Genomic DNA, 20,553 nt, shown 5'->3' on the forward strand with positions numbered 1-20,553 from the left:
ATGGCAGCATCAGAGAGAATTGAACGTGCCCGTGGTTTTGGAAAGAAAAGACCTAAAAAAAGTACAGCTCTTGGAAACAAGAACCTAATTCCGATTTCAAAGGGCGCAAAAACTTCCAAGAAAAGAGTGGGCCAGGGGCCTGGTTCTGGAATGGGAAAGACTTCTACGCGAGGTTCCAAAGGCCAAAGAGCAAGAGCTTCCTCGATGAAAAGAGGATTTGAAGGTGGTCAGATGCCACTTCACAAAAGGTTACCGAAAAGAGGATTTACGAATATCTTCAGCCAAGAATTCCAACCGATCAATTTGATCGCGATTGCGAAAGCTGAACTCTCTGGTGTGATTACTCCAGAAATCCTTCGCTCCAAGAATATGATCAAATCTGCAGAAGGTTTGGTGAAACTCTTAGGAACAGGTGAGATCAAAAATGCGATTACCATTACCGTTGATGCATTTTCAACCTCTGCGAAAGCAAAAGTTGAGAAGGCAGGTGGGCAAGTTATCGTTCGTGAAAAGAAAAAAGTAGAGAAAAAAAGCACATAACCAATGTTCCAAACAATCGCAAACATCTTTAGAATTCCAGAATTAAGATCAAAAATTTTTTTTACAATCGGGATGTTGCTTCTTTTTAGAATGGGGACGCATGTAACCATTCCGGGAATCAACAGCTTGATTGTAACGGGAATCACCGCTGATCCAAGTGAAGGTTTCCTCGGGATGGTCGATTTGTTTGCTGGTGGCGCTTTATTAAAATTTTCCATCTTTGCACTTGGTATCATGCCATATATATCTTCTTCTATCATCATGCAGTTAGTTATGGTGCTGATTCCTTCTTTGCAAAAAATGCAAAAGGAAGGAGAGGAAGGAAGAAAAAAGATACAACAGTATACAAAGTATGGAACCCTACTTCTTTGCGCGATTCAGTCACTGGCAGTGATTCAACTTGCAAATTCTTGGTCGACAGGATCAGGAAATTCTCCTGCTAAATACCCTGGACTGATCAACCCATCCGTCGATTCCTACTTCTTACCTTTAGCCATGCTTTCGATTACAACAGGAACCGTTTTGCTAATTTGGTTGGGTGAGCAGATTACGGAACGGGGAATCGGGAACGGCATCTCCCTCATTATCTTTGCTGGTATCATAGGTCGTATGCCGGAAGCCCTTATTTCTATGTTCACTTCGGATACTTCGGATGCTCTTTCCGTCTTAATCTTACTGATTATCTTTGTCGCCCTAATTGCTTTGACAGTGATCCTGACGCAAGGAGTTAGGCGAGTTCCGTTAAATTATGGAAAACAAATGGTCGGAAGAAAGATGGTTCAAGCACGTAGCCAGTCCATACCTTTTAAAGTAAATAGTGCGAATGTAATGCCAATCATTTTTGCTTCTTCTTTGATTTTGTTTCCGCAAACAATTGTTCAGTGGTTGTCATCTAAAGGCGGTCAGTGGGCAGGATGGGCAGTGATTATGGACTATTTTAATCCGTTTTCTCAAATTTGGTATCACTCTCTATTCTATTTCATAATATATACCTCTCTCATTATATTCTTTGCCTATTTCTATACGGCGATTCAGTTCAATCCACAAGAACTTGCTGATAACCTAAAGAAATATGGTGGGTTTATTCCCGGGGTCCGTCCAGGATCCCAAACGAAGGAAATGATTGAAAAAATCTTAAACCGTATTACTTTACCTGGCGCTTTATTTCTTGCCGGTCTTGCTCTAGCTCCGTATCTCATCATCAAATTTTTAAATTTGGGATCGAATACTGGAGGAGGGACTCTCGTATATACCTTTGGTGGAACTTCACTTCTGATCATGGTTGGTGTTGCTTTAGAGACGCTCAAACAAATCGAAGCACAACTTCTCATGCGAAACTACGAAGGTTTTATGAAAAAGACTAAGATAAAGGGTAGGGCATAGGTATATGAAACGATTGATTTTTATGGGCCCCCCAGGTGCGGGAAAAGGTACGCAAGCTGATATCGTAAAAGAAAAATTCAAAATTCCGCAGATCTCAACGGGAGATATGTTACGTGTCGCTGTGAAAAATGGCACGGCAATGGGTTTGGAAGCGAAAAAATTTATGGACGCTGGAGACCTTGTTCCAGATGCTGTCGTTATAGGCATTATCCGAGACCGATTGGTCGAAACGGATTGTGCGAATGGATTCATACTGGATGGATTTCCTAGGACGGTGGAGCAAGCAAAAGCTCTCTCGGGAATCCTCAAAGAGCTCCGAATGGAGCTCGACTCCGTTGTCAACCTAGACGTTCCCGATGAAGAATTGGTGAAACGGTTGCTAGGTAGAGCGATCAAAGAAGGACGCTCAGATGACAACGAAGAGACCATCAAAAACCGTCTGCATACTTACAACACAAAGACTTTGCCCCTGATTGACTTTTACAAAGGCACAGGAATCCTTCGGCAAATCAATGGATTGGGAAGTATGGAAGAAATCACCGATTCTATTTTAAAACAGATTCAATAGGAGAATCACCCTGGCTAAGGAAGAAGCAATTACCATAGACGGAACTGTTCTTGAACCGTTACCAAACGCGATGTTCCGAGTGGAACTTGAAAATGGGCATAAGGTTTTGGCGCACATCTCTGGTAAGATGAGAATGCACTATATCAGGATCCTTCCTGGTGATAAGGTGACAGTGGAGCTATCTCCCTATGATTTGACCAAGGGTCGGATTACTTACAGAAAGAAATAGGAAAGTATATGAAAGTTAGAGCATCAGTTAAAAAAATCTGTACGGAATGCAAAGTCATTCGTAGAAAAGGTGTGATCCGCGTGATTTGCACCAATCCAAAACACAAACAAAGGCAAAGATAAGAAAGTATGGCACGTATCGCAGGCGTTGATTTACCCTCAAACAAAAGAATTGTTATCGGTCTTACTTATGTATTTGGCATAGGTAGAACATCTTCCCAGAAAATCCTAAAAAAAGCAGGGATTGATGAAAGTATCCGAGTGAAAGATCTTTCCGACGAACACGAAGCGGCGATTCGTCGCGTGATCGAAGAAGACTTTCAAGTTGAAGGGGATCTTCGTTCTGAAGTGAACCTGAACATCAAAAGACTTATGGATGTTGGTTGTTATAGAGGTCTTCGTCATAGAAGAGGACTCCCGGTCAATGGTCAAAGGACCAGAACGAACGCCCGTACGAGAAAGGGTGTGAAAAAGACCGTTGCGAATAAGAAAAAAGTTACTAAGTAAGGATATCATTCATGGCTGAAAAAGAGACAAAAGGCAAAAAAGATACCAAGAAAGTTAAGAAAAAAGAAAAGAAAAACGTTCCGAGAGGAAAAGTTTACATCCAAGCTTCTTTCAATAACACCATTGTATCGATCACTGATATGGCAGGAAATGTTCTTTCCTGGTCATCTTCCGGAATGATGGGATTTCGCGGTTCAAAAAAATCCACTCCTTACGCAGCACAGATAGCTGCAACAAATGCTGCTGAAAAAGCGATCGAAGCAGCGGGACTCTCAGAAGTGGACGTGATGGTATCAGGACCTGGCATTGGCCGAGAGTCTGCGATTCGTTCCTTAACGACTAAGGGATTGTCCATCAAGTTAATCAAGGATGTGACTCCATTGCCTCATAATGGCTGTCGCCCTCGAAAAAGAAGAAGAGTCTAGTAGGAAAATAGGAATTATATATGGCACGTTATCGAGGACCCGTTGTAAAATTGATGAGAAGAGAGGGTTTGAATCTCTTCTTAAAAAATAGTCATACTCTGCACAAAGAGAAGTCATCACTTGAAAAAAGAAAGTATCCACCTGGTCTTCCACCTAAGAAAAAAGGAAAGATCACGGAGTACGGCGCTCAGCTTAGAGAGAAACAAAAAGTTAAAAGAGCGTATGGTGTCTTAGAAAAACAGTTCAGAAGATATTTTGAAGAGGCATCGCATACACCAGGGATCCCTGGTGAAAATTTACTCCAATTCCTTGAAAGAAGGTTGGATAATGTTTTATATAGAATGGGTTATGCAGTAACTCGCAGACAAGCACGTAACTTTGTGGCACACAGACATGTTCTAGTCAATGGCCACAGAGTGGATATTTGCTCTTACAGAGTGAATGTTGGAGATAAAATTGAAATCAGAGATAAATTCCAGAAATCAACCTTTATAGAAGAAAACATTCGTTTGGCGCAAGCCATCAATCGAAGTGCTTCTTGGTTGAGCGTAGACTATGCTCAGTTTTCTGGAGAAATTTTATCTCTACCGACAAGAGATCATATTGATATCCCGATTAAAGAACAAGTTATCGTAGAGTTGTACTCTAAGTAAGCAAACGAATCTAGAGAGAAGGTTACGACATTGTCCCCAAAGAATTTATTAAAAGGTTTTAAAAGACCAAAGAAAATCGAATTCACGACTGACGTGAATACTCCTAACTATGGTAAGTTTGTGGCTGAGCCTTTCGAAAGGGGAATCGGCACAACAATAGGAAATTCACTCCGCAGAACTCTTATGTCATCGATCGAAGGGGCAGCTATTTCTGCCATTCGTATTGAAGGCGTTACACATGAATTTGCGTATGTGGAAGGCGTTGCAGAAGACGTAACGCGTATCATTTTGAACTTGAAACAAGTGCGCATCAAATATGAGCCAGAAGACAAAGAAGCTAGCAAAGTAATACACATTGAACTGAAAGGGGCAGGGTATTTCAGAGCGGGTGACTTAGCGATTGATTCATCGATTGAAATCATGAATCCAGACCTTCATATTGCGACTTTGAATGAAGATGCAAATGTGATCCTCGATCTAGAAATACAGAGAGGCAGAGGTTACGTTCCGGCAGAGGATAAGAAAAAAGATATCGAAGTTCTGGGAACGATCCCCATTGATTCTATCTTTTCTCCGATACAAAAAGTATTATTTGAAGTTTCCGAAACTCGCGTAGCACAGAGATCTGATTATGAAAAATTGACTCTGGAAGTTTGGACCGATGGCTCTGTTTCTCCAGAGGATGCGGTTGCCCAGGCAGCAAAAATACTCAAAGATCATCTAACCGTTTTCATTAACTTTGAAGAAGAAATTGAAGAAGAAGAAGAAGAATTAGATGAAGCTGATGAGAAATTAAAAGCATCACTATCTAAGCATGTTGAAGAATTGGAACTATCTGTTCGTTCGACAAATGTTCTTAGAAGTCTTGAAATAGACTTTATCGGTGAGCTAGTAAAGCGCACAGAAGAAGAAATGACTAAATCGAAACATTATAGCGACCAAAGTTTAGTAGAATTAAAAGCTAAACTATCCTCGCTTGGACTTTCTTTCGGAATGAGAGATTTTTAAAATGAGAAAAAAGAATAAAGTTAAACAACTCAACAGGTCAGCGGATCATAGAAAAGCTATGATTCAGAATATGGTGATTTCTTTACTACGTCATGAAAGGATTGAATCTTCAGTTGCAAAATTGAAAGTAGCTCGGTCTTATGCAGAGCGTATCATCACTCGCGCGAAACGTAACTTAGATGCAAATCTTGTAAATTTAGATGAGAAAAAGAAAGCAGAGACTGTTTTGCACAACACTCGCTACCTTTATACTCATTTAGCGGACCAAGAAATCGTTAATAAACTTTTAAATGATCTAGCGAATCGCTATGCGACTAGGGTCGGTGGTTACACACGCATCATTCGCCTTGTTAATCGCCAATCTGATAACACAGCCATGGGGATTTTGGAACTTGTTGAGCGTAAGACGCAAGATGAGCTAAAAGAAGAAGTTCGCCAGAAACGTGAAAAATCTGCAGGATCCGCAAAAGGAAAAACAGAAGTAAAAGCTAAGAAAGAGAAAAAAGAAAAGAAAGTAGCGAAAGCGAAATAAACTTTTCGATCGAAAAGTTCTCGGAAAACCGCGAAAGGAATCTTTCCTCCGCGGTTTTTTTATGTCCAGAGATCTAACTGGCTAGATTTTAAATTCTAGCCAATTGCAGTTGGAGCGAGTCGGCGATGTTATCGAAGTTCTCGTTCTGAATGACAGCCCGGTAGGATGCCGTCACAATTGGATGCCTTTTCTCATCTAAGTTGATGAGATTGGGAAGCACCTTCAGACCGTAAAAACCATTTGTTATTTTTTCGGGACGGGTGCCGTAAGCGAGATCATAACCATATTTCCGGTCTCTTGTATCGGAACCAAAACAAGCGAGCATGAAATCAGTCATACCCGATAGACCATTAAAAGTTGTCGGATCTCCACCTAGTAATACACCTATCGAAACCATCTCATTGAAAAAACGATTGGAAAGATGGAAAAGGGTATTGTCTACGTTTCCGCCCAATTCCCTTTTGAAGTATCCTTCGACAAGCCCCATCGCAACAGCATAGACTGTTTTTAATGCACCACCTAGCTGTACGCCCTTAGTATCCCTTGAGTTGATGGCAGGTCTTGTAAATACATAACTTGTAGTAAAGAGTGCTGAAAGCTTCGGTATGAGTGAATCTTCAAAAGATCCAATTTCAAAACCTGAAATTTTTCTTTCCATAATTTGATCTGGGTAGCAAGCACCAGAGATCACAGCCAGTCTATCTCTCTCGATTCCCATGAGTTCGTGTAAATCCTCGAGAATCAGACCTTTTTTTGATCCTGTAAAACCCTTGATCACATTGATGATGGGTGATTTATTTTTCTGAAGGTATGTTTTGATTTTAGGAAAAACGGCATCAAAATCCCAAGGGTTGGTTCCTTGGATGAAGAGTGTGGCATTTTCACATACGGCTGGATCGGATGAAAATGTAATGTTCGGAGGAAGTTTATAAATCGGATAGTGAACAATGTCCCTGCGTTCTTCATTGCATTGTTTTGTTACTTCCTCTTCAGGTTGGTATACGACGACCTCTACATTTTTATTTGCGAGAACACACCCTACAGCCACGGACATGTTCGAGGAACCAAGAATGACAATCCTTTCCTTCGGCTCTTTGGGGGTAGAAATGAGTTGGTTGGATTTTTGGTCGTCACCTTTATATAGGTTTCGATAGGTTCCGTGCTTGTGCTTGTTCAAGTTGGAGCCAACAAGTAGTGCCAAATTATCAATAATGAACTGTTTTTTATCACCGACTCCAGGGAAGGAAATCTGTTCAATATGAGATGGGAATGTCGCCATTTCTTTTTTTGTTAATTCACCAACTAATACGGGTTTACCGATCACTAGCTTTCCCACAGCTTGGTTGAAAAGGAGTCCTTCGATAGGAAGGATGCGATCTGTGCCCTCAAGCGATATAGGTAAAATGACTTTATTAGCCACGTAATGGTAAACTGTATCAACAAATGGCATCAAACGGCCATCACGAGATCTTGTCCCCTCTGGAAAGATCGAGATGATACGACCATCGGCCTGCAATTTTTGTGAGTTTCTGAAGGCACGCATATTGATCTTCGTCATCACGTCTGAGAGTGAGGGATTGTCTGCCATGTCTTTTTTAGAACAAACGAGGAGGGTTCCGAACATATACAGACCAAGCCTTGTAAAATCTGGCTCAAATGCGAGTCTGCCAGCGATGAAAACAAGAGACTGGGCAATTTTTTTTCCCATCTCTCCCGTTCCATACAGCAGTGTAAAAATAGCCGGTGCATCTAAATGGCTTAAATGATTAGAGATGAGAGTCACGGGGTACTTTCCAATGACGTCGTTTAGGAGCTCTAGATTTTCAACTCCTTCCACAGTGAATTTTTTGATGATCGGATCGAGAAACTTAAGCATAAAGTTCCTCGGTTCTTCTTTGATATCAGTATAAACCCCGATTTCTTCCAGGCGGTCTGGATCTTGGAAGATCTCCATAACCTTTGGTTTGGGCGTTGCCTGGGAGAGTAAGAGAAATTCTTCTAAAATGGCCTTTGCTTCCGACTCCGAGAGACCGGATTTCATAAATAAATGAATGTTTTCGAAAAATTCCTTATGCCACCTGCCGAGTGTGGCTTCTTTTTCTGTCATGCGTATCCCCTGAACCGACATTAAGTTAATGTAAGAATTCGTTTTGTCTATCCGATTTTTACAAGTGATTGCATAAATCCTTGATTTCTTTAAACTGTCTTCTTGGACATGCTTTCCAAGTCATGAATGCAGTAAAAAAATCTAAACTTTCCGAGCGGCGCTGGATTCCCGATGGCTTTCATTTTTTAGGCCCAGAAGAGAGTAGGAATCGCCGCCATCTTCTCCAATCTTTGATCGAATGCCTTGAAGTTGCGAGGTATTCGGAAATCAATCTACCCGCATTCGACTATACGTCCTCATACCAAACTCATATTGGCGGACTCGATTCGTCTGCATTTTTGATCGCGAAAGACTATGACGGTTTCTCGCTTTCCCCTGGTGTTGACCTAACTTTACAAGTAGTAAAAGGCATGGCGGGAAGGTCTCATTGGGAAGAAAATCAGAACGTGTTCTATATCGGTCGTAAAATCCGCGATCATAAAAAACGAAATGCATCGAGACGGGAAATTTTGCAAATCGGTGGCGAAAGCATCGGGGATAGTTCACCGGAAAATGTAATCTCCCAGATTCTCATTTTAGAAAAAATGTGGAAAGTTGCTTTACCGGAAACTAAGGCGAGTTTGGTGTTAGGGCATGCAGGCTTCTTAAGTTTTGTATTTGATACTTTGAAGCTAGACCCCTCGGACGAAGCCATCATTGCTCAATTTTTATATACGAAAAATGAGCCAGAGCTTGCTCATTTTGTAAAGAACAAGGACCTCTCACCATCTTCAATTCAACTTTTAAAGCTTACCTTAAAGCCATTGTCCTTTGATGGATTTCAAGATTTTAAGAAATCGCTACTCGGTATTAGCTCAGAGATTCAGTCAAATAAAACCTTAGCGGATCACTTACTTGAGATGGAAGCCTTCATCTTAAATTGGAAAAATAAAAAAGTTGGCTTTACAGGAGTATGGGATCCATCCTTAATTCGTGATCTTGATTACTACTCTGGTCTCGTTTTTCAAGGTTATATGGAAGGATTTTCCGAACCAGTTTTTGCTGGTGGTGTATATAATAATCTGTATGAAACATATGCTGAAATAAAGAAAGATGCCTGTGGTTTTGCGTTACACATCGATCCAATCGAAGAGAAGATTTATTCAAAAAAATGAGGTAATTTATGCCCGCGAATTTAGTTGTCGGAGCCCAGTGGGGTGATGAAGGAAAAGCAAAGGTAATTGATTACCTTTCGAAGGATACAGATATTATTGTTCGTTACCAAGGTGGTGCAAACGCTGGGCATACGGTCGTCGTCGGTGGCAATAAGTATGTATTTCATTTGGTTCCTTCAGGTATCATTTATGATAACACTGTTTGTGTCATCGGGAATGGGGTCGTACTTGACCCAGAATATTTTTTACAAGAGTGTGCTGACTTAGAGAAAAGCGGATTTAAGGTAAAGGAAAAAGTTCTAATCAGTGATTCCTGCCATATTTTACTTCCTCACCACCGTTTGATCGACGAGGTGCGAGAGTTGGGTTCAAGTCCGGAAGGAAAGATTGGGACTACTAAGAAAGGTATAGGTATGTGTTATGCGGACAAAATGTTACGCATAGGCTTGCGCGCTGGCGATCTACTCGATAAGGATATGCTAAAACGTAAACTAACGCACATCCTTGATGTGAAAAATCAGGAACTAGTTAAATATTATGATCTAGAACCAGTTAGATTTGACGAAATCTATAAAAGTCTTTTGAGTTTTGCCGATCAAATTGGCAATAATATTGTAAATACTATCTACTATTTAAATGATGAATTGGATAAAGGAAAGCGTGTTCTTTTAGAAGGCGCACAAGGTACTGGGCTTGATATTGATTTTGGAACCTATCCGTATGTCACGAGCTCAAATCCAACGACAGGAGGTGCCCTTGCCGGATCAGGAGTAAATTTCCGACATCTAAAAGATGTGATTGGTATCACAAAAGCCTATGCAACGCGAGTGGGTGAGGGACCTTTTCCTTCCGAAATCATGGGTGAAGCGGGTGAAATCCTCCGGAAGTTAGGTGGTGAGTACGGGTCTACAACTGGTCGTCCGAGACGATGTGGCTGGTTTGATGTGCAGATGATTAAACATTCGATTGTCGTAAATGGGATCAATAGCATTGTGCTTACTAAAATTGACGTTCTATCACATTACGATACCATTCCCGTTGTTGTCGGCTATGAATACAAAGGGAAACGAGTCTCACATTTCCCTTCACAGGGTTTGGAGGACGTTAAACCTGTGTTTGCTGAATTCAAAGGATGGAAAGACGATATTTCAGGTATTTCTGATTTCTCAAGGTTACCTGCGTCTTGTCAAAGTTATATCAACACTTTGCAAGAACTTGTGGGAACTAGGATTGGTATCGTCTCAACTGGGCCGGATCGGGATCATACCATCATCATGAAATAGGTAAGAATTTTGAACTTGGAAGGGTATTTTTTTTACTAGTGATTGACCAAGAAGGGCAGGTCTTTATTCTTGGCAACATAGCACGAGTCGTTAGCTCAGCTGGTAGAGCAATTCCCTTTTAAGGAATGGGTCCGGGGTTCGAATCCCCGACGACTCAAGTAACGTGTCATTTAAAACGGTGCCATCGTCTAATGGTTAGGACACAAGGTTTTCATCCTTGCAATCGGGGTTCAATTCCCCGTGGCACTACCAATCAAACAAATTTTTTTTAGGCTACAAGGTTCGCAAATCGAATCGATTTTGACCCCTCTGCATTTTTGAATCATCCCTACACGAGTCAAATAAAAGTCGTATAACAACGGATCGTCTTCATTCAATTTTCGAAAAAAATCCCTCACTAGTATACTTTCCCTCATTCCGAAACTCTTTCGATTCGAGATACCGAGAATTTTAATGAGTCTTTGTATATGGACATCCAGAGGAAATGAAATGTCTTTTGTGTAAATCCTGGAGTAAATTCCAAAATCGGGAAAGTCCTTTCGAACCATCCATCTAAGAAATAAACAAATTCTTTTTTTTGCAGATTTAGATCCTGGATCCCCTATCAAAAATCGTAAGCCTCTCGTTAGCTTGTTTTGATTCGAAATATTTAAGATGGAAGCTTCTATTTGTCTTTGGAAAGAAGAGATGCCTAACTCAGGTTCAAAGGTTCCAGAATCATTTAGAAAATATGATTCGAAGATCGGCTCTATGCTTTTGGTTTTGAAATGGTGTTTCACAATATTGGAAATGGAAAGTAGAAGAAGGGCATTATCCTCTGCTGATTGAAATCGGTAGTAGCCAATTTTACTAGCTATTTGTTCCACAGCAAAATTATCTTTTGTCAATGAGCGGTAAGGAGAGGGACCGAGTGCAAGTAACAAAGGGTTCAAGAAGCTTTTGATGGCCTTTACGTTCCCATATGCATACAAGCAAGAGAATAGGGCAATCACTTCTATATCGAAAGGATTTTTAAACCTGCTGGGAAAGAGTATGGGATCTGATTCTAAATATTTAGCGTGTTTGTATTCATCGATAGTATCTTGTAAGGCTAGCTTCAAGGCAATCGGGAATTCATCTGCTTCTTTCATTTACTCATTTTTGCAGTAAAGGTCCGAGACGAAAGTCTACGGCCAATTGTTTCTTGTATGAAACTTGAAGCTTTCAAAATCTCATCCAAATTAATTCCAGTTTCGAATCCTTCCCTTTCTAGGTAATACAGTAGATCTTCTGTGGCTAAATTTCCTGAAGCTCCCTTTGCATACGGGCATCCTCCGAGACCACCACTCGCTGAATCAAAGGAACGAATGCCCATCTTTATGGCCTGATTTACATTGGCAATGGCCATACCATACGTGTCATGAAAATGGCCTGCAAACAAATCGGAGTTAAATTCTTTTAATAAACAGTTTAAGAGAGATTCAACTTCTGAAGGAACGGCAACACCAATGGTTTCCCCAAGTGAAATTTCATATACGCCTTCATCAAATAATTGTTTTGAGATATCGAGAGTTTTTTCAGCCGGCATCTTTCCTTCATAAGGACAAGCAATAACAGTAGAAATATAGCCTCTTACCTTAATATGGTCTGTCCTTGCTCTTTTAAAAATCTCACGAAATCCATCGATGGATTCTTTGATGGATCGATTTATATTTTTTTTTGTAAAGGATTCAGAAGTTGCCGTAAATAAAGCGATCTCTTTAAAACCTGCCTCGAGTGCAGATTCATATCCCTTTAAATTAGGAGTTAGACAGGAAAACGAAACAGAGTTTAAAGCAGTATCTGCAAAGATTTTTTCAGAGAGTTCCCTTGCATCTCCCATCTGTGGGATGGATTCTTTTTTGACAAAGGAAGTCGCTTCAATGTGTTTCAATCCTGATTTTGCTAAAAATTTGATAAACTGGAATTTATCATTTGTTGCAACAATTGATTTTTCATTTTGCAATCCGTCCCTAGGGCCAACTTCAGTTACTTTAACAAATTTCACTTGCCACCACCTGTTCTCATCCTATTATTCTCTTGAACCAAGCATTGCAATTCGTTTTTATTCCTTAAATCTTATGCTAGAAATTAAAAATCTAAATGTAAATGTCCATGGGAAAGTAATTCTAAAAAACATTCACATAACGGCTCGTAGTGGAGAAATCACTGGCATTGTTGGCAAATCAGGTTCGGGAAAGTCGACTTTATTTAAATCGATACTTGCCATTGATGAAATGGTTGCGAATTTTCAAATCACAGGACAAATTTTATGGGAAGGAAAAGATCTCTTAAATAATCCTAACCGTCCCATCCAGCCCGTTTTTCAAGATTCGTTTACTTTTTTTTCTCCGTTTTTAAAGATGTCCACTTGTTTGTTGGAACCAGTTTACATTCAACATGGCTTTCTAGTTTCAAAAAAAATCCTCGCCGAGGAGACAGAACGCATTGAAGGGTTTTTAGAGCGATTTCATTTAAAGAAAAATGTTTTAAACAAAAAAACAAGCGAATTGAGTGGAGGTGAACTCCAGCGCCTTGCCATTTTAAGAGCCATACTCTCCAATCCTAGGATGATCTTACTCGATGAGCCAGTTACCGCTCTTGATGCACTCGTACAGGCAGAAATCATCGAGTTGATTCGTGAACTAAATCAATCTCAAAATATCGGTTTTATTTTAGTATCACATGATTTAGGTTTGGTGAGAAATTTAAGCGATTTTGTTTATGTTTTAGATGGAGGTGAGATGATTGAAGCAGGTAGGACAGAAGAAGTCTTTTTAAAACCGAAAACTGATTTCACAAAACAACTGCTACTTTCAAGAGATCTCACTGTTATATAATTCACTCCGTTTTTTCTTCATTCACTTCTTCGGAATCATCTAACTGTGTTCGTTTCGCCTCTGCAAATTTTCTGGCAATGTCTCTTCTTCGTGCAATGACTTTGGCAGAAACCGAAGCAAAAAAAGGATCATTAGGAAAACTTAACATTTTTGTGTACTCTCTCTCGGCAATTTCATAGTCCGTAACTTTCGAGGCAGTTTCCGCGAAATAATAATGAAATTTTTTATCGTAAGGAATTGGTTTACCCTCTTGAGACGAGAGTAAAGTTTTTAAAAAGATTTTATAGGCGATATGGTAATTGCCTTTTTCCATCTCAAGTCTTGCATAACCTAGCTTCACGTTTGGGTTTGTCTCCTGGATTTTCGAAGCTTCGTTTAGGTAGATATAGGCTCTATTTTTTAAACCTGTCGAGATATAATGATCACTTAGTCGAACCAATGCTTCTGTGTCATAGGGATTTTTTTTGGCAGCGATTTTAAGATGTTCGATGGCATAGTATACTTCTCTTGTCATTTCTGAGAGTATGCCGATGTGTAGGTACGTCTTAAAATACTCTGGCATTTCTGCTTTTGCATATTCAAATTGAATGAGGGCTTCTTTGTATTGAAAGTCGATAGAGTAGAGTCTCCCCAAATTGTATCGAAAGGGAAAAAACTGCGGATCAAAGCGTACGCCGGCAAGTAGCATCTTTTTTGCAAGTGCTCGATCGGTTTCTTTTCCCGACAGCGCAATTTTTACGGCTTCATTATTCCATTCTCCCGAATTTTTGATCGTTTTGTTTTCGAAGGTAAATTCTCCCTTTGAATCGGGAGGCTTACCTGAAAACAATTTCCCGCTAGCTAGAATGAAATCGGCACTATGGTAGACAAAGGATCCGTCTGGGAAATCACTTGTATCAAATTCCTCGTTCTTTCCCCAGAGAATTTCTGCGTATTCCTGATTCCCTATCTGTTTTTGAGAGAGAAGACTCTCGGAAAAGGAAAACAGAAGTGCGAAGGAAAGTAGAAATCGTAACATGGTTGGTGTATGTCTCAAGATGTGATTTTAGAAATCAATTCACTCACTCTAACTGTCGGTTATAAAACACTTTTTCGTGAGAAACAACTCCGATTTCCACAAACGGGACTGATTCTCTTAAGAGGGGAGAATGGTGTTGGCAAATCGACTCTTCTGAAGGAAATCTATCTAAACTCAAAAAACAAAAAGTCATGGCATTGGCCGCTAGGTAAAGCCTCTATAAGTTATTTAGGTCATGAACTCGGACTCTATTCCTCACTCTCCCTAATCGAAAATCTGGAATACTACCAATCACTTGGACCCACTCCTATCTCACAGGAGGAATTGCGAAGTCTGATCAACTACTACCAACTCTCTCGCAGAGCAAGTGATCCTATCTATATGTTCTCAAGAGGAATGAAACAAAAGGCAGCCATCATTCGAAGTTTTGTCCAATCCCCAAAAATTTTATTATTAGATGAACCATTTACTGGATTGGACACAAACTCCATAGCTCTATTTACGAAACAATTGAATCGTGAAAAGGCGAATCGATTGCTTGTGATTGTTCTACATGAAATACCGAAGGGACTAGAGGTTGATGATACAATTTATCTTGGAACAGATCAAAACTAAATGTTTTATAAAATATTAAAAAAAGAGTTTGTTCTTATAGGTAGGTCACTCGGTGGAATTGTTTCCCTTCTATCTTTGAGTTTGTGTTTGTTATTTATTTTCTACTCTTCCATAGAGGTTAACGAAGCTTTAAGTATCCGCAGTGTTCGCGGACTGAAGTGGGCTATACTTTTCCTTCTAAATTTCATTTTGGTGGGACAATCTTTATTTGAAGAACGTGAGTCGGGAGGGTGGTTCGCTACTCTTTCCCAAGTTTCACTGACGAAACTTTTTTTGGCCAAATCACTGATCATTTGGCTATGCACTTCTCTTGTGAACGCCATACTTATATTAGTTTTTGTTGTCTTCTTTCAAAATGCGGCTATGGATCGATTTTTTGGGGAATGGCTTTTTTCAAATTTAGGCAGTATATCCCTAGTTTTTCTCGGAGTTTCCATGGGTATTATTTCAGAGGAAAGTCGTATGAAAGAGATTGTGTTACCCCTTTTGCAAATCCCGTTCTCGATCCCCTTGTTCCTTTTTGGTCTAGAGGCTGAAAGTCGATTTTGGATGGAACCTGGTTTTTATTATCCGAGCGTTTTTTTACTATTATTTTTCGCCGTATTTTATGGTTCGCTCGGAAGTCTGTTCTTGGAAATACTCAAGAAAGAATCTTAAACTTTCTTTTTTCCTCGAATTTTAAAACCAACCGAAGAAGCTGGATAGAGTGGCAAAAAAAAATAGTTTCATTTCAGGTCTTGCGGAAGCCGCCTTGTGGCTAGCTGTGGCCATATCGATTCCTATTGCTGTAATCGGTTCCCTTGTTTATCCCAATGTGATTTTAGAACAGGGTCTCAGTCACCGAATTTTTTATTTTCATGTACCTGTCGCCTGGGTGGCATTATATGGACCGATTCTAGCTAGTTTTTTCTCTGTAATTTTCCTGATTTCCAAGAAATCACTCTGGGATGATCTTGCGTTCACTTCAAATCAAATTTCCTTTCTTTTTGCGATCGGAGTCTTGTTCTCAGGTCCTATTTGGGCATTTAGTGCCTGGGGCGTACCTTGGGACAGAACAGATGCTAGGTTACAATCTTTTTTTATATTATGTTTGTCCTTGGTATCTTATTTTGTCTTTCGATTTTTGATCCTAGATTTAAAAAAGAAGGCGATCATTTCCTCTTACTTATCTATATTATGTGCGCTTAGTTCGGTTCTCACTTGGGGAGCGATCCGATGGATTGAAAATCCTGGAAACCATCCTGGTAGCGTACTTGGTAAGGGCGGAATGGACCCGGATATGAAAATTACTTTTTGGTTTTCTATTTTTGCTTTCCATTTATTATTTTTAATTCTATTTTTGTTAACCTATAGAACCCAAAAAATACTTTCGATCCGTGATAGAATTAGAACGGAAAAGGGTTAAATTGAAATCCGATACAGAATTCAATAAACAAAATCATAACATTCTCATAGTAGATGATGTGCATGAAAATGTTGAGTTGTTAAAATATCTTCTCGGAAGCGAAGGGTTTAAAACTTACACTGCCTTTTCAGCAGAAGAGGCTAGGCTCATACTTGTTAATACGCCAATCGATGTATTACTTTTAGATGTCAATATGCCTATTCAAGATGGCTTTTCTTTTTGCCGAGAGCTTAGGGGTATGGATCAGTTCAAACTATTGCCCATTTTGTTTATCACATCCATCGACCGTGAAATTGGTTTCGAAGAGGCCATGAAAAATGGCGGAGACGACTTCATAAACAAACCTTTCAATAAAAGAGAGCTTGTAGCGAAAATACATTCTGTTCTGAGAATCAAAGATTTACAGGACGAATTAACTCAGGAAAAAGCCAAATTTGAAAGAGAGTTACAAGCTGCGAGAAAAGTGCAGGACCAACTGATTCCGGAAAAAAAGTTTATCTGGAATGGGATCAAGGCACAAACATTGTTCCGACCCTTCTTTCAAATTGGTGGTGATTTTGTAGACTGTTTTGTAGATGCAAAGAAATTACATATCGTCATCGCGGACTGTTCAGGACATGGACCAAGTGCAGCGCTCATAGGTGCCATGTTCAAAATGCAATTATTTAACCTAAATCCTAGCATGAATTTGAAGGAACGAGTGGATTATATACGCAAAAATATGGAAATCGTTCTGCCAGAAGATTATTCTATTACGTTTTGTTATGCTATGTTGGACCAGGATTTAAATTTGACTTATATTAATGGTGGTCATCCTGCCCCTTTGCTCTTTATGAATGGTCAGACAAAGTCTTTAGAAGGCCGCAGTCCGATGATCATGGGCATTGATTTACATGCAAATGATGAAGTACAGAAAATTCAATTATCGACTGGCTCAAAGCTTTTTCTTTATACCGATGGAGCAAGTGAGGCCATGGATAGCGGTTCCTTATTTCTGGGTGAAGAGGGGATGTTACGAATTTTTCATCAAGCTGTCGTAGAAGGTGGCGAAACTTTAGTAAATGTCCAGGAAAAGATATTGCAATTTTGTGGAGAGCGTCCGCCTACAGATGATATGGCGATGGTATGCATACAGTTATGAATCAAAAACCAAGTTATAAGGGAAAAGTTCGAGATGTTTATGACCTAGGAGAAACCTTAATCTTAAAGGCGAGTGATCGGATATCGGCCTTTGATGTAGTCTTTGAGGAACCTGTGCCTGAAAAAGGTAAGATTCTCACGCGCATTTCAACAAATTGGTTCCATTTTTTTTCAGAATATAAAAATCATTTAATCACTGATGATTATAAGTTATTTCCTTCACCCTTTCAGGTAGAACCGTCCTTTTCTGGATGCTCAGTTTTAGTAAAAAAAACAAAGAGAATCGATTATGAATGTGTAGTGCGAGGTTATATATCAGGTTCTGCGTTTAAGGAATATAAGGCAACGGGTCAGGTAGCTTTTCTGCCTTATCCAGAGGGTTTATTAGAGTCAGAAAAATTTCCTGAACCTATATTTACTCCTGCACGAAAGAATGATTCAGGACACGATGAAAATATCAGCGAAAAAACGATGAGAAACGAAATTGGTGATGAATTGTTTCTTAGTTTAAAAAATACATCGTTAGCGATCTATCAAAAAGCCCATACGCAAATGAAAAAACAAGGTATCATTCTCTGTGATACCAAGTTTGAATTTGGTATTTTAGACGGTGAACCCATTCTGATAGATGAAATTTTGACACCAGATTCTTCGAGATATTGGGAAGAACGTGAATACAAAACGGGAACTTCCCCTGCTAGCTTAGACAAACAAATATTGCGAAATTGGCTAGAAACTACAGGGTGGAACAAAAATCCACCTCCACCAAAATTATCTGAATCCTTGATTACTGAGCTTAGAGCAAAATATTTAGAATTAGAAGAGAAAATTAATATATGTTTATCGTTAAAATAAATATCACACTAAAAGATTCCGTTTTAGATCCACAAGGTCAAACGGTTTTACGCGCGTTACATGACCAAGGGAAAGATTCGATCTTCGATGTTCGTGTAGGAAAGTATATAGAAGTAAAAATAGATACGCAAGATAAGCAGATTGCAGAAAAGCATGCGATTGAGCTTTGCGAGTCGGTACTTGTGAACCAAGTCATTGAAACTTTTAGGTACACTGTCGAGAAGATATGAAAGTAAGCGTAATCACATTTCCAGGTTCAAATTGTGATAAGGATATTGGTAGCATCCTAGCCAGTGAGTATGCGGCAAAGGTAACTTTCGTTTGGCATAAAGAACAAGTTGCAGGGGATACTGATTTGATTGTTCTGCCAGGTGGGTTCTCTTTTGGGGATTATTTGAGATGTGGAGCCATGGCAAAATATAGCGAAGCCATGAAATCGGTAGTGGCTCATGCGAAACGTGGTGGAATGATTCTAGGAATCTGCAATGGCTTTCAGATACTAACTGAAAGTGGACTCCTACCAGGAGCACTTCTACATAATCGTTCCCTTAAATATATTTGCAAGGATGTAGCCTTAGTGCCAAATGCATCCAATATGCTAACGAAAAATATAGTGCAAAAAGAACTCGTGATACCGATCGCACATGGGGAAGGTGCCTATTTTGCAGAAAACGAAACCTTACACCAAATTGAAAATGACGGACAAGTCATGTTTCGATATGCTTCCAATCCCAATGGTTCCTTGAATGACATTGCAGGAATTTGTGATCGAACAGGCAAAATTGTTGGTATGATGCCGCATCCTGAAAGAGCCATGAATCCTTATACATCACATTTGGACGGAAAACTAATTTTTGATGCAATTTTTTCTGCCTTGTAGTAAGATTTGGTATGCGCTTCCAAGAAGACTCAATCGATTGTGTCGATTTTATTTTAAAAAAAGATGAGGTTTTGACAGTCATATTAGGTGGGGGAAAGGGTACTCGGTTGCTCCCTCTAACCGAAAAACGGTCCAAGCCTGCTGTTAGTTTTGGTGGGAAATACCGACTGATCGATATTCCTATTTCCAATTCACTGAACAGTGGTTTTGAGAAAATCTTTGTCCTCACTCAATTCAATTCCTACTCCCTCAATCGCCACGTGCATAGAACCTATGCTTCGAATTCGATCCACCAGAAATCCTTTGTCGAGATCATCGCGGCGGAGCAAACCGTTTCTAGTGTCAATTGGTTCGAAGGAACCGCCGATGCCGTACGAAAGGTATTGCCCTACATTCGCGAGCAACTTCCAAAATACGTTTTAATTCTTTCTGGAGATCAGCTTTATAATATGGATCTCGCCGATTTTATGCAAAACCATTTAATCGATCCTGAAACTGAGATCAGTGTGGCCTGTAATGCGGTTCCTGAGGATCAGGTTTATGGATTGGGAATTGTGCAGACAGGAGTTGGTGGATTCATACAGGAATTCATAGAAAAACCCCAAGATTTATCCCAGGTTGAGAGCTGTCGCCAAGCAGACGGAAAGTATCTCGCCAATATGGGCATTTATATTTTTAATACAAGAACCCTCATTGAAGTCTTAGAAGACCAATCCATGACAGACTTTGGGAAAGAAATTTTGCCAAAGGCGATCCGTGAGAAAAAAGTGAAGGCTTATAATTATGACGGATACTGGGAAGATATTGGAACCATTCGAGCATTTTATGATGCTAACTTAATGTTAACGGATGATATACCCAAATTCAATTTGTATTTGGAAAAGACACCTTTCTATACACGGGCAAGGTCCCTCCCTCCCACAAAAATCAACAATGCGATTGTGAATCGCGCCTTGATTTCTGAAGGTACAATTTTGGATCACTGTGAGATTCACCGTTCGGTGATCGGTGTAAGACAGTTCATTGCGCGTGGATCGAAAATTTATGATTCTGTCATTATGGGATTGAACCACTACGGCGGCTTTGATCGAAAATCAGGAAAGATTCCCAATGGAATCGGCCAAGATTGTGAGATACGAAATGCCATCGTCGACAAAGACTGTGCCATCGGAACAGGCGTTAAGCTTCTCAATCGGAACCAATATACGGAGTATGAGGACGAATTTGTCAGGATTCGCGATGGGATCATCGTAGTTCCCAGACATACGAAAATTCCCGATGGGTATGAGATTTAATCTGCCACATTTATGACATAGAACAGGGTTTTTTGTGCTAAAATTGTCACAAAAAACGTAAAAATAGATTGCCGACCTTAGTAGGGCTCACATGGTATC

Annotated in this window: 25 protein-coding genes and 2 tRNA genes; 23 read left to right on the forward strand and 4 right to left on the reverse strand. The window is 39.8% G+C overall.

Going from position 1 to position 20,553, the window contains the following annotated elements; translation table 11 throughout:
• From rplO to rplQ, 10 genes are read left to right on the forward strand one after another with little or no spacing between them, the layout of a single operon-like run.
• On the forward strand, positions 1 to 540 hold the full coding sequence (gene rplO, locus EHQ58_RS13210) for a 50S ribosomal protein L15 (protein WP_135624380.1): 540 nt from the start codon (positions 1 to 3) through the stop codon (positions 538 to 540).
• 3 nt (positions 541 to 543) lie between these two features.
• On the forward strand, positions 544 to 1,923 hold the full coding sequence (gene secY / locus EHQ58_RS13215; RefSeq protein WP_135624381.1) for a preprotein translocase subunit SecY: 1,380 nt from the start codon (positions 544 to 546) through the stop codon (positions 1,921 to 1,923).
• A gap of 4 nt (positions 1,924 to 1,927) precedes the next feature.
• Entirely contained in the window at positions 1,928 to 2,491 is a 564-nt protein-coding gene (locus tag EHQ58_RS13220; RefSeq protein WP_135624382.1) for an adenylate kinase, read from the forward strand.
• Between the two features lie 10 nt (positions 2,492 to 2,501).
• The gene (gene infA, locus EHQ58_RS13225) at positions 2,502 to 2,720 is read left to right on the forward strand and encodes a translation initiation factor IF-1 (RefSeq protein ID WP_012476295.1); all 219 of its coding nucleotides are present in this window, start codon (positions 2,502 to 2,504) and stop codon (positions 2,718 to 2,720) included.
• Positions 2,721 to 2,728: 8 nt separating this feature from the next.
• Positions 2,729 to 2,842, forward strand: coding sequence for a 50S ribosomal protein L36 (gene rpmJ, locus EHQ58_RS13230; RefSeq protein WP_135624383.1), 114 nt, complete (start codon positions 2,729 to 2,731; stop codon positions 2,840 to 2,842).
• A 6-nt stretch (positions 2,843 to 2,848) separates the two neighbouring features.
• Positions 2,849 to 3,226, forward strand: coding sequence for a 30S ribosomal protein S13 (gene rpsM, locus EHQ58_RS13235; protein WP_135624384.1), 378 nt, complete (start codon positions 2,849 to 2,851; stop codon positions 3,224 to 3,226).
• 11 nt (positions 3,227 to 3,237) lie between these two features.
• Positions 3,238 to 3,651, forward strand: coding sequence for a 30S ribosomal protein S11 (gene rpsK, locus EHQ58_RS13240; RefSeq protein WP_135624385.1), 414 nt, complete (start codon positions 3,238 to 3,240; stop codon positions 3,649 to 3,651).
• 20 nt (positions 3,652 to 3,671) lie between these two features.
• Positions 3,672 to 4,304: a 30S ribosomal protein S4 gene (gene rpsD / locus EHQ58_RS13245; RefSeq protein ID WP_135624386.1), complete on the forward strand. Its 633-nt coding sequence runs from the start codon at positions 3,672 to 3,674 to the stop codon at positions 4,302 to 4,304.
• 30 nt (positions 4,305 to 4,334) lie between these two features.
• Positions 4,335 to 5,312 carry a DNA-directed RNA polymerase subunit alpha gene (locus EHQ58_RS13250; RefSeq protein ID WP_135624387.1) on the forward strand — a complete coding sequence of 326 codons (978 nt, stop codon included), beginning with the start codon at positions 4,335 to 4,337 and terminating at the stop codon, positions 5,310 to 5,312.
• 1 nt (position 5,313) lies between these two features.
• Positions 5,314 to 5,844: a 50S ribosomal protein L17 gene (gene rplQ, locus EHQ58_RS13255; protein WP_135624388.1), complete on the forward strand. Its 531-nt coding sequence runs from the start codon at positions 5,314 to 5,316 to the stop codon at positions 5,842 to 5,844.
• Between the two features lie 88 nt (positions 5,845 to 5,932).
• On the opposite strand, the gene EHQ58_RS13260 is transcribed toward rplQ, so the two are convergent.
• Positions 5,933 to 7,951, reverse strand: coding sequence for a 1-acyl-sn-glycerol-3-phosphate acyltransferase (locus tag EHQ58_RS13260; RefSeq protein ID WP_135624389.1), 2,019 nt, complete (start codon positions 7,949 to 7,951; stop codon positions 5,933 to 5,935).
• 80 nt (positions 7,952 to 8,031) lie between these two features.
• Here EHQ58_RS13260 and EHQ58_RS13265 point away from each other — a divergent pair, with 80 nt between their 5' ends.
• The 4 genes from EHQ58_RS13265 to EHQ58_RS13280 all read left to right on the forward strand — a co-directional run bounded on the left by EHQ58_RS13265 (position 8,032) and on the right by EHQ58_RS13280 (position 10,640).
• Entirely contained in the window at positions 8,032 to 9,105 is a 1,074-nt protein-coding gene (locus EHQ58_RS13265; protein ID WP_246047357.1) for an ATP phosphoribosyltransferase regulatory subunit, read from the forward strand.
• 8 nt (positions 9,106 to 9,113) lie between these two features.
• A complete protein-coding gene (locus EHQ58_RS13270; protein WP_135624390.1) occupies positions 9,114 to 10,388 on the forward strand; it encodes an adenylosuccinate synthase in 1,275 nt (424 codons plus the stop codon).
• Between the two features lie 84 nt (positions 10,389 to 10,472).
• Positions 10,473 to 10,545, forward strand: a tRNA-Lys gene (locus EHQ58_RS13275).
• A gap of 20 nt (positions 10,546 to 10,565) precedes the next feature.
• Positions 10,566 to 10,640: transfer RNA gene (locus tag EHQ58_RS13280), tRNA-Glu, on the forward strand.
• On the opposite strand, the gene EHQ58_RS13285 is transcribed toward EHQ58_RS13280, so the two are convergent.
• Both EHQ58_RS13285 and EHQ58_RS13290 read right to left on the reverse strand, forming a co-directional pair.
• Positions 10,619 to 11,518, reverse strand: a complete 900-nt coding sequence (locus EHQ58_RS13285; RefSeq protein ID WP_246047358.1) for a TIGR02757 family protein — start codon at positions 11,516 to 11,518, stop codon at positions 10,619 to 10,621. The two genes, EHQ58_RS13280 and EHQ58_RS13285, sit on opposite strands and share 22 nt — an antisense overlap.
• Entirely contained in the window at positions 11,515 to 12,414 is a 900-nt protein-coding gene (locus EHQ58_RS13290) for a hydroxymethylglutaryl-CoA lyase (RefSeq protein ID WP_135624391.1), read from the reverse strand. Before EHQ58_RS13290 ends, EHQ58_RS13285 begins: the two co-directional genes overlap by 4 nt.
• Before the next feature lie 73 nt (positions 12,415 to 12,487).
• Here EHQ58_RS13290 and EHQ58_RS13295 point away from each other — a divergent pair, with 73 nt between their 5' ends.
• The gene (locus EHQ58_RS13295; protein WP_135624392.1) at positions 12,488 to 13,246 is read left to right on the forward strand and encodes an ABC transporter ATP-binding protein; all 759 of its coding nucleotides are present in this window, start codon (positions 12,488 to 12,490) and stop codon (positions 13,244 to 13,246) included.
• Between the two features lies 1 nt (position 13,247).
• On the opposite strand, the gene EHQ58_RS13300 is transcribed toward EHQ58_RS13295, so the two are convergent.
• Positions 13,248 to 14,264, reverse strand: a complete 1,017-nt coding sequence (locus EHQ58_RS13300) for a tetratricopeptide repeat protein (RefSeq protein ID WP_135624393.1) — start codon at positions 14,262 to 14,264, stop codon at positions 13,248 to 13,250.
• 9 nt (positions 14,265 to 14,273) lie between these two features.
• Here EHQ58_RS13300 and EHQ58_RS13305 point away from each other — a divergent pair, with 9 nt between their 5' ends.
• The 8 genes from EHQ58_RS13305 (at position 14,274) to EHQ58_RS13340 (ending at position 20,454) form a co-directional block, all read left to right on the forward strand.
• Positions 14,274 to 14,879: an ABC transporter ATP-binding protein gene (locus EHQ58_RS13305; protein WP_135624394.1), complete on the forward strand. Its 606-nt coding sequence runs from the start codon at positions 14,274 to 14,276 to the stop codon at positions 14,877 to 14,879.
• Positions 14,880 to 15,536, forward strand: coding sequence for a heme exporter protein CcmB (locus tag EHQ58_RS13310; RefSeq protein ID WP_135624395.1), 657 nt, complete (start codon positions 14,880 to 14,882; stop codon positions 15,534 to 15,536).
• Between the two features lie 70 nt (positions 15,537 to 15,606).
• Positions 15,607 to 16,284: a cytochrome c biogenesis protein CcsA gene (gene ccsA, locus EHQ58_RS13315; RefSeq protein WP_210412828.1), complete on the forward strand. Its 678-nt coding sequence runs from the start codon at positions 15,607 to 15,609 to the stop codon at positions 16,282 to 16,284.
• Position 16,285: 1 nt separating this feature from the next.
• Positions 16,286 to 17,425 (forward strand): PP2C family protein-serine/threonine phosphatase, encoded by a 1,140-nt coding sequence (locus EHQ58_RS13320; RefSeq protein ID WP_167883635.1) that lies wholly within the window; start codon positions 16,286 to 16,288, stop codon positions 17,423 to 17,425.
• On the forward strand, positions 17,422 to 18,279 hold the full coding sequence (locus EHQ58_RS13325; RefSeq protein ID WP_135624397.1) for a phosphoribosylaminoimidazolesuccinocarboxamide synthase: 858 nt from the start codon (positions 17,422 to 17,424) through the stop codon (positions 18,277 to 18,279). The genes EHQ58_RS13320 and EHQ58_RS13325 overlap by 4 nt, the downstream gene beginning before the upstream one ends.
• The gene (gene purS / locus EHQ58_RS13330; protein ID WP_135624398.1) at positions 18,261 to 18,509 is read left to right on the forward strand and encodes a phosphoribosylformylglycinamidine synthase subunit PurS; all 249 of its coding nucleotides are present in this window, start codon (positions 18,261 to 18,263) and stop codon (positions 18,507 to 18,509) included. The genes EHQ58_RS13325 and purS overlap by 19 nt, the downstream gene beginning before the upstream one ends.
• Positions 18,506 to 19,159: a phosphoribosylformylglycinamidine synthase subunit PurQ gene (gene purQ / locus EHQ58_RS13335; RefSeq protein WP_135624399.1), complete on the forward strand. Its 654-nt coding sequence runs from the start codon at positions 18,506 to 18,508 to the stop codon at positions 19,157 to 19,159. The genes purS and purQ overlap by 4 nt, the downstream gene beginning before the upstream one ends.
• 11 nt (positions 19,160 to 19,170) lie before the next feature.
• Entirely contained in the window at positions 19,171 to 20,454 is a 1,284-nt protein-coding gene (locus EHQ58_RS13340; protein ID WP_135624400.1) for a sugar phosphate nucleotidyltransferase, read from the forward strand.
• Positions 20,455 to 20,553: the final 99 nt, after the last annotated feature.

Source organism: Leptospira ognonensis, assembly GCF_004770745.1.
Taxonomy (GTDB): Bacteria; Spirochaetota; Leptospiria; order Leptospirales; family Leptospiraceae; genus Leptospira_A; species Leptospira_A ognonensis.

Bases quoted from the DNA above. Each gene is read 5' to 3' on its own strand.
- EHQ58_RS13295 (WP_135624392.1), top strand. From the start codon at position 12,488: ATGCTAGAAATTAAAAATCTAAATGTAAATGTCCATGGGAAAGTAATT.
- EHQ58_RS13260 (WP_135624389.1), bottom strand. From the start codon at position 7,951: ATGACAGAAAAAGAAGCCACACTCGGCAGGTGGCATAAGGAATTTTTC.
- EHQ58_RS13270 (WP_135624390.1), top strand. From the start codon at position 9,114: ATGCCCGCGAATTTAGTTGTCGGAGCCCAGTGGGGTGATGAAGGAAAA.
- EHQ58_RS13220 (WP_135624382.1), top strand. From the start codon at position 1,928: ATGAAACGATTGATTTTTATGGGCCCCCCAGGTGCGGGAAAAGGTACG.
- purQ (WP_135624399.1), top strand. From the start codon at position 18,506: ATGAAAGTAAGCGTAATCACATTTCCAGGTTCAAATTGTGATAAGGAT.
- EHQ58_RS13300 (WP_135624393.1), bottom strand. From the start codon at position 14,264: ATGTTACGATTTCTACTTTCCTTCGCACTTCTGTTTTCCTTTTCCGAG.
- rpmJ (WP_135624383.1), top strand. From the start codon at position 2,729: ATGAAAGTTAGAGCATCAGTTAAAAAAATCTGTACGGAATGCAAAGTC.
- rpsD (WP_135624386.1), top strand. From the start codon at position 3,672: ATGGCACGTTATCGAGGACCCGTTGTAAAATTGATGAGAAGAGAGGGT.
- purS (WP_135624398.1), top strand. From the start codon at position 18,261: ATGTTTATCGTTAAAATAAATATCACACTAAAAGATTCCGTTTTAGAT.
- rpsK (WP_135624385.1), top strand. From the start codon at position 3,238: ATGGCTGAAAAAGAGACAAAAGGCAAAAAAGATACCAAGAAAGTTAAG.
- EHQ58_RS13340 (WP_135624400.1), top strand. From the start codon at position 19,171: ATGCGCTTCCAAGAAGACTCAATCGATTGTGTCGATTTTATTTTAAAA.
- EHQ58_RS13285 (WP_246047358.1), bottom strand. From the start codon at position 11,518: ATGAAAGAAGCAGATGAATTCCCGATTGCCTTGAAGCTAGCCTTACAA.
- secY (WP_135624381.1), top strand. From the start codon at position 544: ATGTTCCAAACAATCGCAAACATCTTTAGAATTCCAGAATTAAGATCA.
- rpsM (WP_135624384.1), top strand. From the start codon at position 2,849: ATGGCACGTATCGCAGGCGTTGATTTACCCTCAAACAAAAGAATTGTT.
- EHQ58_RS13325 (WP_135624397.1), top strand. From the start codon at position 17,422: ATGAATCAAAAACCAAGTTATAAGGGAAAAGTTCGAGATGTTTATGAC.
- rplQ (WP_135624388.1), top strand. From the start codon at position 5,314: ATGAGAAAAAAGAATAAAGTTAAACAACTCAACAGGTCAGCGGATCAT.
- EHQ58_RS13305 (WP_135624394.1), top strand. From the start codon at position 14,274: ATGTCTCAAGATGTGATTTTAGAAATCAATTCACTCACTCTAACTGTC.
- rplO (WP_135624380.1), top strand. From the start codon at position 1: ATGGCAGCATCAGAGAGAATTGAACGTGCCCGTGGTTTTGGAAAGAAA.
- EHQ58_RS13310 (WP_135624395.1), top strand. From the start codon at position 14,880: ATGTTTTATAAAATATTAAAAAAAGAGTTTGTTCTTATAGGTAGGTCA.